This window comes from Burkholderia sp. AU33423 (assembly GCF_002223135.1).
Classification (GTDB): Bacteria; Pseudomonadota; Gammaproteobacteria; order Burkholderiales; family Burkholderiaceae; genus Burkholderia; species Burkholderia lata_D.
In genome coordinates this window covers 256,440-269,738 of record NZ_NKFH01000002.1, presented here as the reverse complement: position 1 = coordinate 269,738, position 13,299 = coordinate 256,440, and the positions used below count along the sequence as shown (strand labels likewise).

General features: G+C 62.8%; 16 protein-coding genes and 1 tRNA gene. 11 read left to right on the top strand and 6 right to left on the bottom strand.

Annotated features, from left to right (window positions below; genetic code table 11):
* Positions 1-13: 13 nt before the first annotated feature.
* The 7 genes from CFB50_RS01310 (at position 14) to CFB50_RS01285 (ending at position 6,418) form a co-directional block, all read left to right on the top strand.
* On the top strand, positions 14-406 hold the full coding sequence (locus CFB50_RS01310) for a hypothetical protein (protein ID WP_179254139.1): 393 nt from the start codon (positions 14-16) through the stop codon (positions 404-406).
* A 780-nt stretch (positions 407-1,186) separates the two neighbouring features.
* The gene (locus CFB50_RS38475; protein ID WP_144020620.1) at positions 1,187-1,510 is read left to right on the top strand and encodes a hypothetical protein; all 324 of its coding nucleotides are present in this window, start codon (positions 1,187-1,189) and stop codon (positions 1,508-1,510) included.
* Between the two features lie 118 nt (positions 1,511-1,628).
* Positions 1,629-3,107, top strand: coding sequence for an IS21 family transposase (gene istA / locus CFB50_RS01305; protein WP_373452940.1), 1,479 nt, complete (start codon positions 1,629-1,631; stop codon positions 3,105-3,107).
* Positions 3,100-3,897, top strand: a complete 798-nt coding sequence (gene istB, locus CFB50_RS01300; protein ID WP_060091270.1) for an IS21-like element helper ATPase IstB — start codon at positions 3,100-3,102, stop codon at positions 3,895-3,897. Before istA ends, istB begins: the two co-directional genes overlap by 8 nt.
* Before the next feature lie 149 nt (positions 3,898-4,046).
* The gene (locus tag CFB50_RS01295) at positions 4,047-4,544 is read left to right on the top strand and encodes a DUF4365 domain-containing protein (protein WP_089444767.1); all 498 of its coding nucleotides are present in this window, start codon (positions 4,047-4,049) and stop codon (positions 4,542-4,544) included.
* Positions 4,541-5,686, top strand: coding sequence for a hypothetical protein (locus tag CFB50_RS01290; protein ID WP_256978680.1), 1,146 nt, complete (start codon positions 4,541-4,543; stop codon positions 5,684-5,686). The genes CFB50_RS01295 and CFB50_RS01290 overlap by 4 nt, the downstream gene beginning before the upstream one ends.
* A gap of 45 nt (positions 5,687-5,731) precedes the next feature.
* Positions 5,732-6,418, top strand: a complete 687-nt coding sequence (locus CFB50_RS01285) for a DUF6988 family protein (protein WP_144020619.1) — start codon at positions 5,732-5,734, stop codon at positions 6,416-6,418.
* A gap of 266 nt (positions 6,419-6,684) precedes the next feature.
* Here the strand turns inward: CFB50_RS01285 and CFB50_RS01280 are convergent.
* The 5 genes from CFB50_RS01280 to CFB50_RS01260 all read right to left on the bottom strand — a co-directional run bounded on the left by CFB50_RS01280 (position 6,685) and on the right by CFB50_RS01260 (position 9,140).
* Positions 6,685-6,760, bottom strand: a tRNA-Ala gene (locus CFB50_RS01280).
* A gap of 66 nt (positions 6,761-6,826) precedes the next feature.
* The gene (locus CFB50_RS01275; RefSeq protein ID WP_089444765.1) at positions 6,827-7,189 is read right to left on the bottom strand and encodes a c-type cytochrome; all 363 of its coding nucleotides are present in this window, start codon (positions 7,187-7,189) and stop codon (positions 6,827-6,829) included.
* Positions 7,186-7,983 (bottom strand): BON domain-containing protein, encoded by a 798-nt coding sequence (locus tag CFB50_RS01270; RefSeq protein WP_089444764.1) that lies wholly within the window; start codon positions 7,981-7,983, stop codon positions 7,186-7,188. The genes CFB50_RS01275 and CFB50_RS01270 overlap by 4 nt, the downstream gene beginning before the upstream one ends.
* Before the next feature lie 17 nt (positions 7,984-8,000).
* On the bottom strand, positions 8,001-8,585 hold the full coding sequence (locus CFB50_RS01265) for an SIS domain-containing protein (protein ID WP_069246887.1): 585 nt from the start codon (positions 8,583-8,585) through the stop codon (positions 8,001-8,003).
* Between the two features lie 126 nt (positions 8,586-8,711).
* Complete coding sequence (locus CFB50_RS01260) at positions 8,712-9,140, bottom strand: YraN family protein (RefSeq protein WP_179254141.1); 429 nt, start codon at positions 9,138-9,140, stop codon at positions 8,712-8,714.
* A 46-nt stretch (positions 9,141-9,186) separates the two neighbouring features.
* Between CFB50_RS01260 and rsmI the strand changes: the two genes are divergently transcribed.
* Positions 9,187-10,068 carry a 16S rRNA (cytidine(1402)-2'-O)-methyltransferase gene (gene rsmI, locus CFB50_RS01255; RefSeq protein WP_089444762.1) on the top strand — a complete coding sequence of 294 codons (882 nt, stop codon included), beginning with the start codon at positions 9,187-9,189 and terminating at the stop codon, positions 10,066-10,068.
* 108 nt (positions 10,069-10,176) lie between these two features.
* On the opposite strand, the gene CFB50_RS01250 is transcribed toward rsmI, so the two are convergent.
* Positions 10,177-10,788 carry a septal ring lytic transglycosylase RlpA family protein gene (locus tag CFB50_RS01250; protein WP_089444797.1) on the bottom strand — a complete coding sequence of 204 codons (612 nt, stop codon included), beginning with the start codon at positions 10,786-10,788 and terminating at the stop codon, positions 10,177-10,179.
* A gap of 656 nt (positions 10,789-11,444) precedes the next feature.
* Between CFB50_RS01250 and CFB50_RS01245 the strand changes: the two genes are divergently transcribed.
* The 3 genes from CFB50_RS01245 (at position 11,445) to CFB50_RS01235 (ending at position 13,295) form a co-directional block, all read left to right on the top strand.
* On the top strand, positions 11,445-12,089 hold the full coding sequence (locus tag CFB50_RS01245; RefSeq protein WP_069246884.1) for an MBL fold metallo-hydrolase: 645 nt from the start codon (positions 11,445-11,447) through the stop codon (positions 12,087-12,089).
* Complete coding sequence (locus CFB50_RS01240) at positions 12,086-12,745, top strand: exonuclease (RefSeq protein WP_069246883.1); 660 nt, start codon at positions 12,086-12,088, stop codon at positions 12,743-12,745. The genes CFB50_RS01245 and CFB50_RS01240 overlap by 4 nt, the downstream gene beginning before the upstream one ends.
* A gap of 79 nt (positions 12,746-12,824) precedes the next feature.
* The gene (locus tag CFB50_RS01235) at positions 12,825-13,295 is read left to right on the top strand and encodes an Lrp/AsnC family transcriptional regulator (protein ID WP_011882933.1); all 471 of its coding nucleotides are present in this window, start codon (positions 12,825-12,827) and stop codon (positions 13,293-13,295) included.
* Positions 13,296-13,299 lie beyond the last annotated feature (4 nt).

The following is a 13,299-nucleotide window of genomic DNA, read 5'->3' as shown; positions in this document are numbered from 1 at the left end:
TAGGCCAACCGCCATGGATCCCGATACCGCTCCCGCCTCAACGCCGCCGAGTAGCGTCGATCAATTCATCTCGTCCTTGAATGATCGGGGAGGCGCGAATCCACTGATCTCAGCACGACGCTTCGCCGTCGCCTTGCATATCGACATGCCAACGCTCGCGCAGTTGGCCGGCGTAGACCGCAATGCCGTTAGATCTGAGCGTATGCAGAGATTTCTTCAGGACGCGATCAAAGTCATCCAAGCTGCGGCTGATGTCTCCGGAGACGTACAGCGTGCGCTCTTTTGGTATCGCAACGAGCCGCTCTCTACCTTCGACGATAAGACAGCTGAACAGCTCGTGTCAGATGGGCGCACCGGCGATTTACTCCGCTACATCTCAGCGCTTAGGGAAGGAGCCGCCGGGTAGTACGTTGCGCTTCCGCACCTAGCAACCACTCTCACACTAGCGCGGATCCACGCCTGGTGACAGAAAACAGGGAACGGGGCATATCGGTCTGGACGTTGTTCCGCGGTATGTTTCCGTCCCACCTCTTCAGTGCGCTGGCGATAAGTCGGCATTTTCCTTTCCGCCATCACGCCGATAGTCGATCACGGGAAGCTTGCCTGCGCGAGTTGGGCAAGCAATGCCGCTCGACTATGGATGGACCCATTCGCCGCTTAGATCGCCGGTCTCTCGAATCGTCCCCCCAGCTTGCTCTCGAGACCGGGTGCTGCAGTTGCCACTCACGACTACCACCCGCTCTTCTAGGTGGCTCCGCAAGCCCCGCCAAATTATCCTATAGCACACATTACCCAATACAATCAATGACTTAGTTTGACGCCACGAGGTTCTGCACGCTATCGTCTCATCTTCGTGCCTCCTACAACAGCACGACGGCGCAGTCCACGCTACAGCCTGCGCAAGACTCAATTCAATCGGACCCCTAATCAACCAGGAGGAAGCCCAAAGTGGACATTTGACCTCGTGCGGAAACACAAAGGGCCCAGCCGTTGACGCGGCTGAGCCCTTCGAAAAACTGTGCATCCATGAACGGTGGATAGGCACATTCTAGCGGCCGACAGCATGCTGTCAAGGCCACCGGGAGTGTTTTTCTCGTCGTTTCCGCCCCCTTTATTTCATCGAGCCCCTCGCCTTGCATGTCGGCAGGCGAGGCGGGGCAACGCGTCCTCTTCACAGGAGGTTTTCGTGTTCAACGACGACGAACTACAAACGCTGTTTGACGAACTGGGTACACCGGTTCAAGGACAGAAAGCAATCCGCTGGATCCGTTCCAACTCCCCGGTTCGAAGGACAGATGGCGGGAGCATCAGTAATTCGGTGAGGTATTGCAGCTTGAAGATGGGAACAACTGTGGACTGCGAGGCATATCACACCGAATATGCTGCCGCGGTGACGTGGGATCACGACGATGAAACCATCGAATTCTATGGGCAACCCTACCACCTAACCATCGTACAAACCGCACCGAGCGGACGGCGGTCCAGCTTGTTGATGTCCGCGCAGAACTGACCCACTAGAGCTGGAAATTTTCATCGAATTTTGACCCACGTGATTGAATGCTCTGCTCAATCTTTGAGCAGGGGATACAAAGGTGATCACGGTGGGTATATTGGCCAAGATCAGGCGGATGTATTTCCGCGAGAAGGTCCCGTTGCGCGAGATTGCGCGGCATACGGGCCTGTCCCGAAACACGGTGCGCCGCTGGCTGCGGCAGACTGATGCCGTCGAGCCGAAGTATCCGAAGCGCGTCAGCCCGAGCGTCATCGACGACTGGGCCGCACAGCTGACAGGTTGGCTGCGTGCCGACAGTCATCGCCCGAAGCGTGACCGGCGCACCGCCCGGTTCATGTTCGAGGCGATCCGCGCCGAGGGTTACGCCGGCAGCTACGGCCGGGTGAGCGCGTTCGTGAGGCGTTGGCACGAGGAGCAGGCTGAGGCGCCTCGCAGGCAGGCCTTCGTGCCGCTCGCCTTCGAACCCGGCGAAGCCTTCCAGTTTGACTGGAGCTGCGAATACGCTTTTATTGGCGGGCTGCGGCGACGCCTGGAGGTCGCCCACGTCAAACTTAACTCCAGCCGCGCGTTCTGGCTCGTCGCCTATCCCACACAGAGTCACGAGATGCTGTTCGATGCGCACGCCCGCGCGTTCGCCGCGTTCGGCGGCGTGCCGCGGCGCGGCATCTACGACAACATGAAGACCGCCGTGGACAAGGTTGGCCGCGGCAAGGAGCGTGCGGTCAACGCGCGCTTCGAAGCGATGTGCAGTCACTACCTGTTCGAGCCGGAGTTCTGCAACCGGGCTGCAGGCTGGGAGAAAGGCATCGTCGAGAAGAACGTTCAGGACCGGCGACGTCAGATCTGGCACGAAGCAGCGCTACGGCGCTGGGAAACGCTGGAGGTCCTGAACGAATGGGTCGCTGGTCAGTGTCGTGAGGCGTGGCACATGCGGCACCCGCAGTGGCCTGAGCTGACGGTCGAGGATGTGCTGCAGGACGAGCGTACCCGGCTGATGCCCAATCCACGGCCGTTTGACGGCTACATCGAGCAGACCCTGCGAGTCTCGTCGACCAGCCTGATTCACTTCCAGCGCAACCGCTACAGCGTGCCCACCGAGTACACGAACCAGCTGGTGAGCGTGCGCTGCTATCCGGCATATCTCAGCGTCGTCGCCAACGCCCAGGAGATCGCACGCCACGAACGCAGCTTCGAGCGGCACATGACCTTCTACGATTGGCGCCACTACGTCACGTTGGTCGAGCGCAAACCCGGCGCACTGCGCAACGGCGCGCCGTTCATCACGATGCCGCAGCCGCTGCAACTGCTGCAGCGGCATCTGCTGAAACACCCGGGCGGCGATCGCGTCATGACGCAGGTGCTCGCTGCGGTGCGCGAACACGGGCTCGATGCGGTGCTGCTCGCCGTACAGGCTGCGCTGGATTCAGGACGCCCCAGCGCAGAGCACGTCCTGAACGTGCTGAGCCGGCTGAAGGCGCCCGTCACGAATGGCAGCCTCGCCACGACGAAACTCCAGCTCAAGGAAGAGCCCGCGGCCGACGTGAGCCGTTACGAGACGCTGCGCGCCAACCCACCGGAGGATCGTCATGTCTAACGATATCGCGGCCCAGCTCAAGGGTCTTAAACTGCACGGCATGGCGAGCACGTGGCCGGAGCTGCTCGCGCAGTCGCGCCACACGGACTTCGAGCCGGAGCGCTTCATGAAGCAGCTGTTGATGGCTGAAACCGCCGAACGGCAGGTGCGCTCGATCGCCTATCAAATGACCGCTGCGCGCTTCCCGGCCCACCGCGACCTGAAGGGCTTCGACTTCGCGCAGGCACACGTCGACGAAGCGCTGGTGCGCGAACTGAGCGAGCTGTCGTTCCTCGAAAGCGCGCACAACGTCGTGTTCATCGGTGGTCCGGGCACTGGCAAGACGCACCTCGCCTCAGCGATCGGAATCGAAGCCGTACAGCGCCACGGCAAGCGTGTGCGCTACTTCTCGACCGTCGAGCTGACCAACGCCCTGGAGCAGGAGAAGTCCATCGGCAAACAAGGCCAGATCGCCCACAAGCTGATGTACGTCGATCTGGTGATTCTCGATGAGCTGGGCTATCTGCCGTTCAGCCAGACCGGTGGTGCATTGCTGTTCCATCTGCTCTCAAAGCTTTACGAGCACACGAGCGTCGCGATCACGACCAATCTCAGCTTCGGCGAGTGGGCGAGCGTGTTCGGGGATGCAAAGATGACGACAGCGCTGCTGGACCGCGTCACCCATCACTGCCACATCGTTGAAACGGGCAATGAATCGTGGCGCTTCAGGACCAGTTCTGCCAAGGCGAAGACGACAAGAAAGAGAGCAGCAAAACCAGCGGGTAACGAAGAGTTATCCACACCGGAATAGATGTACTACGCTGTCTCGGGGTGGGTCAGATTTAGATGAAATCGGTGGGTTAAGACTCGGTGGAAATCAACAATGCCCCGTTACAATGATAAAAACATTACAGATGCCGCATTTTTTGGCATAGGGCCAACTGAGGGGATCGAGGTCCAATGGACATCGCGAAACAAAAGGAACAATTCAACAAGGCATACGTCCGCGCCATCGCCGCGCAGGCCGGGTTCAACCCTTCCGAACTCGAAGTGGACGACGACAGCGTCGACCTTGAACTAAGCGGACGTGGTTTCACGGGTGTACTTCGCAACCCCAAGGTGCAGTTCCAACTCAAGTGCACGTCGCAAGACTTAGTCTCGGGTAGCGTCATAAAATTTCCGCTGTCGCGCAAAAACTACGACGACCTACGTGGCACCGATGTGGTCTGTCCGCGATATCTAGCCGTGCTGCTTGTTCCAGACGATCCAACTTATTGGGTGGAGCATCATACCGAGCACATGAGCATGCATAACGCATGTTTCTACGTGTCGCTACGCGACCAGCCGAGTACGACGAACAGCACCACTGTGACGGTTGACATACCACTGTCTCAGCGGCTCACGACAGATAGCCTCATGCATCTCATGACGCTTGCCAGCAACCGGGAGAGCGCATGATGAACCGCAACGACTTTCTAAAGCAGCTAGCCGACATCACAACCGATCAACTCGCAGCCTACTTGACACTCACGGGTTGGAGGAAAGACTCGGACCTTGGCGCCCTTGCATCCGTATGGCACAGACCCGAGCCTTCCGCAGTGGATGCCGAAGTGCTACTGCCAACATCAGCTCAGCGAGCAAAGGACTTCAACAACCGCCTAATCGATGCCGTTAACTCCATCGCTGACTTCGAGCGGCGCGCACCGCTGGATATAGTTTCCGACGTGACGGGCCACTTCGCTGATCACATTCGGGTGCGTGTGTTTCACTTCGATGTAGAGGGCGGCACCATCCCGCTCGACGACGGAGTATTGTTGAACGAGCGAGCACGCGACCTAATGGAAGCTGCAGCGTGCGCGTCAATGTCAAAACGCCGCCAGTTCAGTGGGCGCAGGCCAGACGAGGCAACGGCGTACTTGAAGTCACTGCGTCTGGGTCAGACAGAAATAGGCAGTTACATCATCAACATCATCGCTCCCGTACCGCAACATCAGACTACTCAACTGGATCTCGCGTCCGTTCCGATGACCAACCTGGTCACAGCCACATTGTCGTCCGGCCTGCGTGCGCTCGACAACGCGATCGAGACCGTGGCGAACGGCGGCAATCAGATCGTGCTTGACGAAGCCGTAAACAACGGCGCGAGCGCGAACCTGTGCGATGCCTTGGTTGGACTGAGCGGTACTGACAGGAAGCGCGGATTTGAAGTGACGATTGCACCGGCCGGCGGCAATGCAACGCCAACCCCACCGGTAACATTCATATTCGATCGCGATAAGGTGGAGCGCGTGGCAGATGCCGCCGCATACTACAAGCGCGAGGATTACACACTTTACGATCGCACTATCACCGGTTCTGTCGAGAAACTCGATCGCGCGTTGGAGGATGAGAGCGGCACGGTCACGATCGCCGCTACGATCAACGGACAAACGAAACACGTGTCGGTCGAACTCGATAAGGATAACTACCAGCGGGCCATCAACGCTCATGGTGATAAACACCTAGTACAGTGCCGCGGCGACGTGCGGGTCACCGCTCGTACAGCACGTCTCACGAATCTGCGGGACTTCACTGTCATACAGAACGGCGAGTTGCTGTGACGATCGCGGTCGCCGACCACATCCCTTCGAAGCAGGCGACACTAGTTGCCCATCGAACACTGCGTATGTGGATTCGGCGCAACCTCCAACGATCTATCGACTGAATATATGCAAACTGCCTCGGAACACGCGGCGCTAATAGATCTCGTCAGATGGATCGACGCTCAGACAGCCGGACTCACTCTTCCGGCCGATGAGCGATCACAACTCGCCATCGGGTGCCTTGACGTCACACTCGAACATCAAGCGGCTATCGCTCTTTTGCATTCCTCAGAACTCTACGGTTCGATGATGGCGCTGCTGAGAATCCTGTCGGAGTCGCTGGTCAGAGGTCTCTGGCTTCACGCCTGTGCAACCGACACAGAGCTAGCCAATTTCAAGAAAGGCCGTTTGGAAAAGTCGTTCGGCACGCTTATTAAGGAGTACGAATACTCAACTGGAGCATCGGAAGGCGTCTTGTCAGGATTCAAGCTATCCGCGTGGACTCAGATGAACGACTTCACCCATACCGGCTTTCTGCAGGTGAGCCGTCGCCATAAGCCTGGCCGCGTGGAGGGAAACTATCCAGACCACGATCTCAGGGTGGCTCTTGGTGTCGCCGGCGCTCTAGGTTTGGTGGCCGCGGGGCAACTCATTGTGCTCGCAGAACGGCACGACCTCTTACCGCTATTTCTGGAGAAGATGTCCGAATACGCCGGATCAAAGAAATCAGACGTTCCAGAATCGCAGTAAGCCACGCCGGCGGCGAAGTGGTGTGTGCCAACGCTTACAGCTCTCGACACCCCAATTGCACGGCAGTCCGACACGGGTCTAGACCAGATCCAGCAGAGGGTCGCCCCAAGTAGACCATCGCAAGTCGCGTAAAAACAACAAAGCCGGCTCGAGGCCGGCTTTGTACGCGAAGCATAAGGCTGCACTTTGTAAACAGAAGCATATCTTTGCACCCAGTGCAAAATTATCCTTCCTGTCTCACTTGCGATCGGGCCTTCGAATTCCGTTGGTGGAGCGGAGGAGGATCGAACTCCCGACCTTCGCATTGCGAACGCGACGCTCTCCCAGCTGAGCTACCGCCCCAACAGTCAACCATCATACACACGCATTTCCGCGCTTGGCAATAGGGGTTGAATCGTCCCTGAAACCTTATTTTGACGGCGCGCCAGCCAGCACCCATTCGACCACCGAACGCACATCGGCGTCGCTCATGCGCGGGTGCGCGGGCATCGGAATGGCGCCCCAGACGCCCGAGCCGCCCTCCTTCACCTTCTTCGACAGCTTGGCCACGGCCTGCGGATCGGACTTGTAGCGGGCGGCGATATCCTTGAACGACGGGCCCACGAGCTTGCGGTCGACCGCGTGGCAGCCCATGCACGCGTTGCCGCGCGCGACCTTCAGGCCGTCGCCGACATCCGCGTGCGCGACGCCCAGCGCGCCAACCACGAGCACCGCGGCCGCGGCGCCCTGCACCATCCACTGTTTCATCTGCTTCATCTGCATGTTCTTCATTGCGACGGGGCCTTCGCGTTGCCCGGGTGCACGTTCGACGAATTCGAGATCGGTGCGGGCGGCTGCAGCGGCGCGGACTGCACCGACGCGTCGGGCACGGCGCCCACCGTCGCGGTATCCGCCGGCGCGGCGGCCTGCGCACCGGACGCGCCGCTTGCGGGCGACGCGTTCTGCAGCGCCTGCGCGTCCTGCGGCTTCACGTACTGGAACACCTTCACGACCTTCTCGACGCCCGGCACCTGGCTGGCGGCTTCCGCGCCGCGATTGCCCTCGTCGACCGTCACGAGCCCCATCAGATAAAGGTTGCCGCGTTCGGCGACGACCTTGTAGTAGTTCGACGAGATGCCCTTCGTCGCGATCAGCTCGGACTTCACGCGCCCTTCGAGGTACGAGTCGTTCGCGCGCGACGACAGCGACGACGCCGGCTCGACCGACAGCTCGTTGACGATGCCGTTCACGTTGTTGATGCCGCGCACGATTTCCTCGGCGCGCTGCTTCGATGCATCGTTCGGCACTTCGCCCGTCAGCAGCACGCGGCGGTTGAACACCGTCACGTTCACGTGCGACTGGTCGGGCAGCCCGTTATTGATCTGCGTGAGCGACTTGACCTGGATCTCGCGATCTTCCGTCTGCGCGCCGAGCGTCCGGCGATCGGTCGCGATCAGCGCGCCGCCGCCGGCCGCTGCGCCCACGACCCCGAGCACACAACCTTGCAGCGACACGGCGAGACCCGCCGTCAGCGCAGCGAGCAGCGTGGTTCTGACGAGCGTCTGTTTGACGCGGCTTTGATTCATCGACGGCTCTCCTTCGTTCAATCCTCACCCAGCAGCATCGCGTCGATGCCGTCGCACAGGCAGTGGATGGTCAGCAGATGGACTTCGTGGATGCGCGCCGCGCGAACGGCGGGCACGCTGATCGGAATATCGGTATCGGACAGCGCGGCGGCGACCGCATGGCCGTCGCCGCCCGTCAGCGCGACGACGGTCATCTCGCGCTCGTGCGCTTCGTCGATCGCCGCCAGCACGCGCGGCGACGCGCCAGCCGGATCGAGCACCAGCAGGATGTCGCCGGTCTGGCCGAGCACGCGCACCTGCTGCGCGAACAGCTGATCGGCGGACACTGCGCCCGCGAGGCCGCCCTGCGACGCATCGGTGGCCAGCGCGATCGCGGGCAGGCCCGGGCGCTCGCGCTCGAAGCCGCCGACGAGCGACACGGCGAGGTAATGCGCGGCGGCGGCCGACGGGCCGTCACCGCACGCGACGATCTTGTTGCCGTTCGCCAGCGCGGCGAACATCGCATCGACCGCGGCTGCGATCGGCAGCGACAGCGCGTCGGCCGCTTCTGCATGAAGCGCGGCACTGTCGCGGAAATGTTGCTGAATACGTTCGACTGACATCGATTCCTGGTGAACTGGGCGCGTGGCACGCATCGCGCGACATCGTGGGTGCGGCGAGTTTACCGTACTCCGGCACCCTCTCCGGGGGTCCGGCAAGAACTCTTTACATCTCGTCACAGCTCACCGCTACGCATCGTCGGCACGAAATGCGTCGCGCAACCACACGAGCCGGCCGGCCTCGAACGCGACGACGTCGAAGCGGCACGCGGCGCCGGCGCCGTGCCGCGCCCAGAACTGGAGCGCGGCCGCCACCAGGCGACGCCGCTTGCGCCAGCCGACGCTCGCGGCCGCGCCGCCATGCCGGACGCTGCGCCGCGCGCGCACCTCGACGAACACGAGCATGCCGTCGGGCTCGCGCATCACGAGATCGAGCTCGCCACCGCGCATCGTGACGTTCGCCGCGACGAACACGAGGCCACGACGTTCGAGAAACTGCCGCGCACGCAGCTCGAACGCCGCGCCGACCGGTTTGGATCGCGCCGCATCCGAAAAGTTGTCGCCGGCGCGCACCAAACCACGCCCGTCGCCCGGCCGGGCGGGCGCCGCGTGGCACAATGCCGTCCTTGTTCCGCTTGCGCCGCGATTGCGCGCATTGCCTGCCATGACTGCCCTCCTCGAACTCGCGCACACGCAGCACTACCCGGACGCCGCGCTTTACGTGGTCGCCACGCCGATCGGCAACACCGCCGACATCACGCTGCGCGCGCTGCACGTGCTCGGCCTCGCCGACCGCATCGCGGCCGAAGACACCCGCAACACGGGCCAGCTGCTCGCCCGCTACGGGATCTCGAAACCGCTCCTCGCCGTGCACGAGCACAACGAACGCGAAGCCGCGCAACGCGTGATCGAACTGCTGCGCGGCGGCGAACGCGTGGCCTATGTATCGGACGCCGGCACGCCCGGCATCTCGGACCCCGGCGCGCGGCTCGTCGACGCGGTGCGCGCCGCCGGCTTCGCGGTGATCCCGCTGCCGGGCGCGAGCGCGGCGGTGACCGCGCTGAGCGTGGCCGGCGACTGGGCCGGCGCGTTCACGTTCGCGGGCTTCCTGCCGCCGAAGGCGAAGCAACGCGCGACCGCGCTGCAGGCGCTGGTATCGCACCCGTATGCGCTGGTGTTCTACGAGGCCCCGCACCGGATCGCCGAAACCGTCGCCGCGCTCGCCGACGCATTCGGCCCCGCGCGCCGGCTGCTGATCGCGCGCGAGCTCACCAAGCTACACGAGCAGTTGTTCCAGGGCACCCTGGCCGAAGGACAGACCTGGCTCGCCGGCGATGCGAACCGGCAGCGCGGCGAGTTCGTGCTGGTGGTCGAAGGCGCACCGGCGACGAGCGGCGAAGCCGACGACACCGCGCACGACGCGCTGCTCAAGCTGCTGCTGGAAGAGGTGCCGGTGAAGAGCGCGGCCAAGCTCGCGGCCGCGCTGACGGGCGCGTCGCGCAACACGCTGTATGCGCGTGCGCTTGTGCTGAAGGACGAAAGCTGACACGCGAGGCGGCCGGCACCGGGAAGCCGGCGCCGGCATCGCGCCGCGCACGAAAGACAAAGGGCTGCCCTCGGGCAGCCCTTTTGCATGAGCGGTCGAGCCGCTGCGTTACTTCGCCGAGACCGACGCGAACATTTCGTCGCGTGCCTCGCGCGCTTCCTGCGGCGACAGCCCTTCGATCTTCACACGGCCCGTGCCGGCGTGCACGAGGCCGATCAGCTTCGCAGCCGCATACGACAGGTCGAGCACGCGGCCGCGCTTGTACGGCCCGCGATCGTTGACCTTCACGACGACCCACTTGCCGGTCGACGAATTCGTCACCTTGATGTACGACGACAGCGGCAGCGTACGGTGCGCGGCCGTGAGCGCGTTCATGTTGAAGCGCTCGCCGTTCGCGGTGCGGCGGCCGTGGAAATCCCGCCCGTACCACGATGCGCGGCCCGTCTGGCGGAAATCGGACACATCCTTGCCGTCGATCGGCTCGGCGTCCGCCAGCGACGACTTCTTCGCGTCCTTGCTGTCGGCAGCCGGCATCGACGCCAGTGCGGAATCAAAACTGAGTTGCTGCTTGTCGCTATCAGCCTTCGCGGCGGCGGCCGTCTTGTCGACGGCGTTCTTCTGGTTCGCGCTGCTGGTGGTCTGGCTGGGTGGCACCGCACAGCCCGTCAGCGCAAAAAACAATGCAATGGTCCCGAATCGACTCGGAAAACGTAAATTCATCGACGTGTCGCCTTCTGGTTCGGGCCGCTCCTTCATCACGCCGATTCACGGCGCAGACACGCGGCCCGGACGGCAAATGCGTGCACGCCCCGCTCGGATGCGAGCAGGCGGCTAGCATGGGCGCGGCTTTCGTCTAGGCCGCAACCGTCCTGATTAGTTTTCACGTCTGGCGCAACCTGTCCCCAACAGCCTGACCAGACCCCACATGCCGCCATCGAACATGGCTTCACGTTCGCGCGCGTCGAAACGACCGACTCACAGGAACGGCGGCACAGGCCTCATCCGGCGGCGCGGCAGCAGGGCCGCAGGCGGGCGCGCAGCACCCGGCCGGACAAGACGTGAGCACCGAAAGCTCGGTGCCTGGATACACCGCCGGACTCCCCGGCGGCTGATGCTTGACGGTGCCTCCGACGCCCCTTTTTAACGGGGCCGAAACACCAGCGAATTGCGTGAAATTCACGCTCAATGGGGCGCATTATACATAAACCAAAAGGCTGTCTCGAAAAGCACCCTTCGGGGACCATTGATTCTCACTATGGCTGTAACAATCGACATGCTCCGGGAATGCCCGGGGCGTGCACCGCGACGCGCGTCGCGCGACCGGCAAGCGGCACGCGCGACCGGTACAATCGCTCCTTTTAGCCGCCGGTGCCTCCATGAAAGTCACGCTCATTCCGGTCACGCCGTTCCAGCAGAACTGCTCGCTGCTCGTCTGCGAGAAGACGGGCCGCGCCGCCGTCGTCGATCCGGGCGGTGATCTCGACCGGATCGAACAGGAAGTCGCGCGGCAGAACGTGCAGGTCGAGAAGGTGCTGCTCACGCACGGGCACATCGATCACTGCGCGGGCGCGAAGACGCTCGCGACGCATTACGGCGTACCGATCGAGGGGCCGCAGGAAGAAGAGCGCTTCTGGATCGAGAAGCTGCCGATGCAGAGCGAACGCTTCGGCTTTCCGGCCGCCGAAACCTTCGAGCCGGATCACTGGCTGAACGACGGCGACACCGTGCGGTTCGGCGACGAAACGCTCGAGGTCTATCACTGCCCGGGCCATACGCCCGGCCACGTCGTGTTCTTCAGCCGCGCGCATCGCGTCGCGATCGTCGGCGACGTGCTGTTCGCCGGCTCGATCGGCCGCACCGATTTCCCGCGCGGCAACCACGAGGATCTCGTCCGGTCGATCAAGGAGAAGCTGTGGCCGCTCGGCGACGACGTGACGTTCGTGCCGGGCCACGGCCCGGTGTCGACGTTCGGCGACGAGCGCCGCACGAACCCGTTCGTGTCCGACAAGGTATTCGGATGAACCAGACCGCCATCCCGGAAATCTACGTCAGCACCGATGTCGAGGCCGACGGCCCGATTCCCGGCCCGCATTCGATGCTGAGCTTTGCCTCGGCCGCCTATACCGAGGACAAGCAGCTGATCGCGACGTTCTCGGCCAATCTCGAAACGCTGCCGGGCGCGCAGGCGCACCCGGTGCAGGAAGCGTGGTGGAAGACCGAGCCCGAAGCATGGGCCGCGTGCCGAAAGGACCTGCAGGCGCCCGAAGCGGCGCTGCTCGCGTACGTCGACTGGGTCGAGGCGCTGCCCGGCAAGCCGGTGTTCGTCGCGATGCCGGCCGGCTTCGACTTCACGTTCATGTTCTGGTACATGATGCGCTTCGCGGGCCGCTGCCCATTCTCGTGGTCGGCGCTCGACATCAAGACGCTCGCGTTCGCGATGACGGGCCTGCCGTACCGAAAGGCGATCAAGCCGCGCTTTCCGAAGCACTGGTTCGACGACCATCCGCATACGCACGTCGCGCTCGACGACGCGATCGAGCAAGGCGCGCTGTTCTGCAACATGCTGGCCGACCTGCGCCGCCAGCAGGCTGCGCTCGCCGGCCTCGCGGTGTCGGACACCGATCGGTCGGAACACGCAGGCGCGGGACAAAATCCCACGGATCCGCGAGCAAATTAGCGAATCTCGCTCAACAACGCGACGCCAGATTGCCTTTCCTTTCCCGGCCCTCTAACATTCAGCATGTTGTAGCTGCCGCATGGAGGCGCAGGTGACGCTCGATTCCTTTTCGCAAAAAATCCTTCGCCTGTTGCAGCTCGACGCGCGCCGTTCGGTCCAGGAAATCTCGGACCAGGTCGGCCTGTCGAGCACGCCGTGCTGGCGCCGCATCAAGGACATGGAACAGTCGGGCGTGATCCAGCGCTACACGGCGCTGCTCGATCGCGAGAAGCTCGGCCTGCACGTCTGCGCGCTCGCGCACGTGCACCTCACGCGCCACAACGAAGGCGGCGTCGAGCAGTTCGAGCGCGAGATCTCGACCTGCCCGGAAGTCACCGAGTGCTACAGCACGACCGGCGAAGCCGATTACATCCTCAAGATCGTCGCGCCGGACATCAAGGCCTACGACGTGTTCCTGCACGAACGCATCTTCAAGATCCCCGCCGTGTCGCAGGTGCGCACGAGCGTCGTGCTGCGCGAGATCAAGTTCGACACGCAACTGCCGCTGTAACGCG

Bases quoted from the DNA above. Each gene is read 5' to 3' on its own strand.
- istA (WP_373452940.1), top strand. From the start codon at position 1,629: ATGTATTTCCGCGAGAAGGTCCCGTTGCGCGAGATTGCGCGGCATACG.
- CFB50_RS01290 (WP_256978680.1), top strand. From the start codon at position 4,541: ATGATGAACCGCAACGACTTTCTAAAGCAGCTAGCCGACATCACAACC.
- CFB50_RS01245 (WP_069246884.1), top strand. From the start codon at position 11,445: ATGAAAGTCACGCTCATTCCGGTCACGCCGTTCCAGCAGAACTGCTCG.
- istB (WP_060091270.1), top strand. From the start codon at position 3,100: ATGTCTAACGATATCGCGGCCCAGCTCAAGGGTCTTAAACTGCACGGC.
- CFB50_RS01270 (WP_089444764.1), bottom strand. From the start codon at position 7,983: ATGAATCAAAGCCGCGTCAAACAGACGCTCGTCAGAACCACGCTGCTC.
- CFB50_RS01235 (WP_011882933.1), top strand. From the start codon at position 12,825: ATGGAGGCGCAGGTGACGCTCGATTCCTTTTCGCAAAAAATCCTTCGC.
- rsmI (WP_089444762.1), top strand. From the start codon at position 9,187: ATGACTGCCCTCCTCGAACTCGCGCACACGCAGCACTACCCGGACGCC.
- CFB50_RS01295 (WP_089444767.1), top strand. From the start codon at position 4,047: ATGGACATCGCGAAACAAAAGGAACAATTCAACAAGGCATACGTCCGC.
- CFB50_RS01275 (WP_089444765.1), bottom strand. From the start codon at position 7,189: ATGAAGAACATGCAGATGAAGCAGATGAAACAGTGGATGGTGCAGGGC.
- CFB50_RS01240 (WP_069246883.1), top strand. From the start codon at position 12,086: ATGAACCAGACCGCCATCCCGGAAATCTACGTCAGCACCGATGTCGAG.
- CFB50_RS01250 (WP_089444797.1), bottom strand. From the start codon at position 10,788: ATGAATTTACGTTTTCCGAGTCGATTCGGGACCATTGCATTGTTTTTT.
- CFB50_RS01310 (WP_179254139.1), top strand. From the start codon at position 14: ATGGATCCCGATACCGCTCCCGCCTCAACGCCGCCGAGTAGCGTCGAT.
- CFB50_RS01265 (WP_069246887.1), bottom strand. From the start codon at position 8,585: ATGTCAGTCGAACGTATTCAGCAACATTTCCGCGACAGTGCCGCGCTT.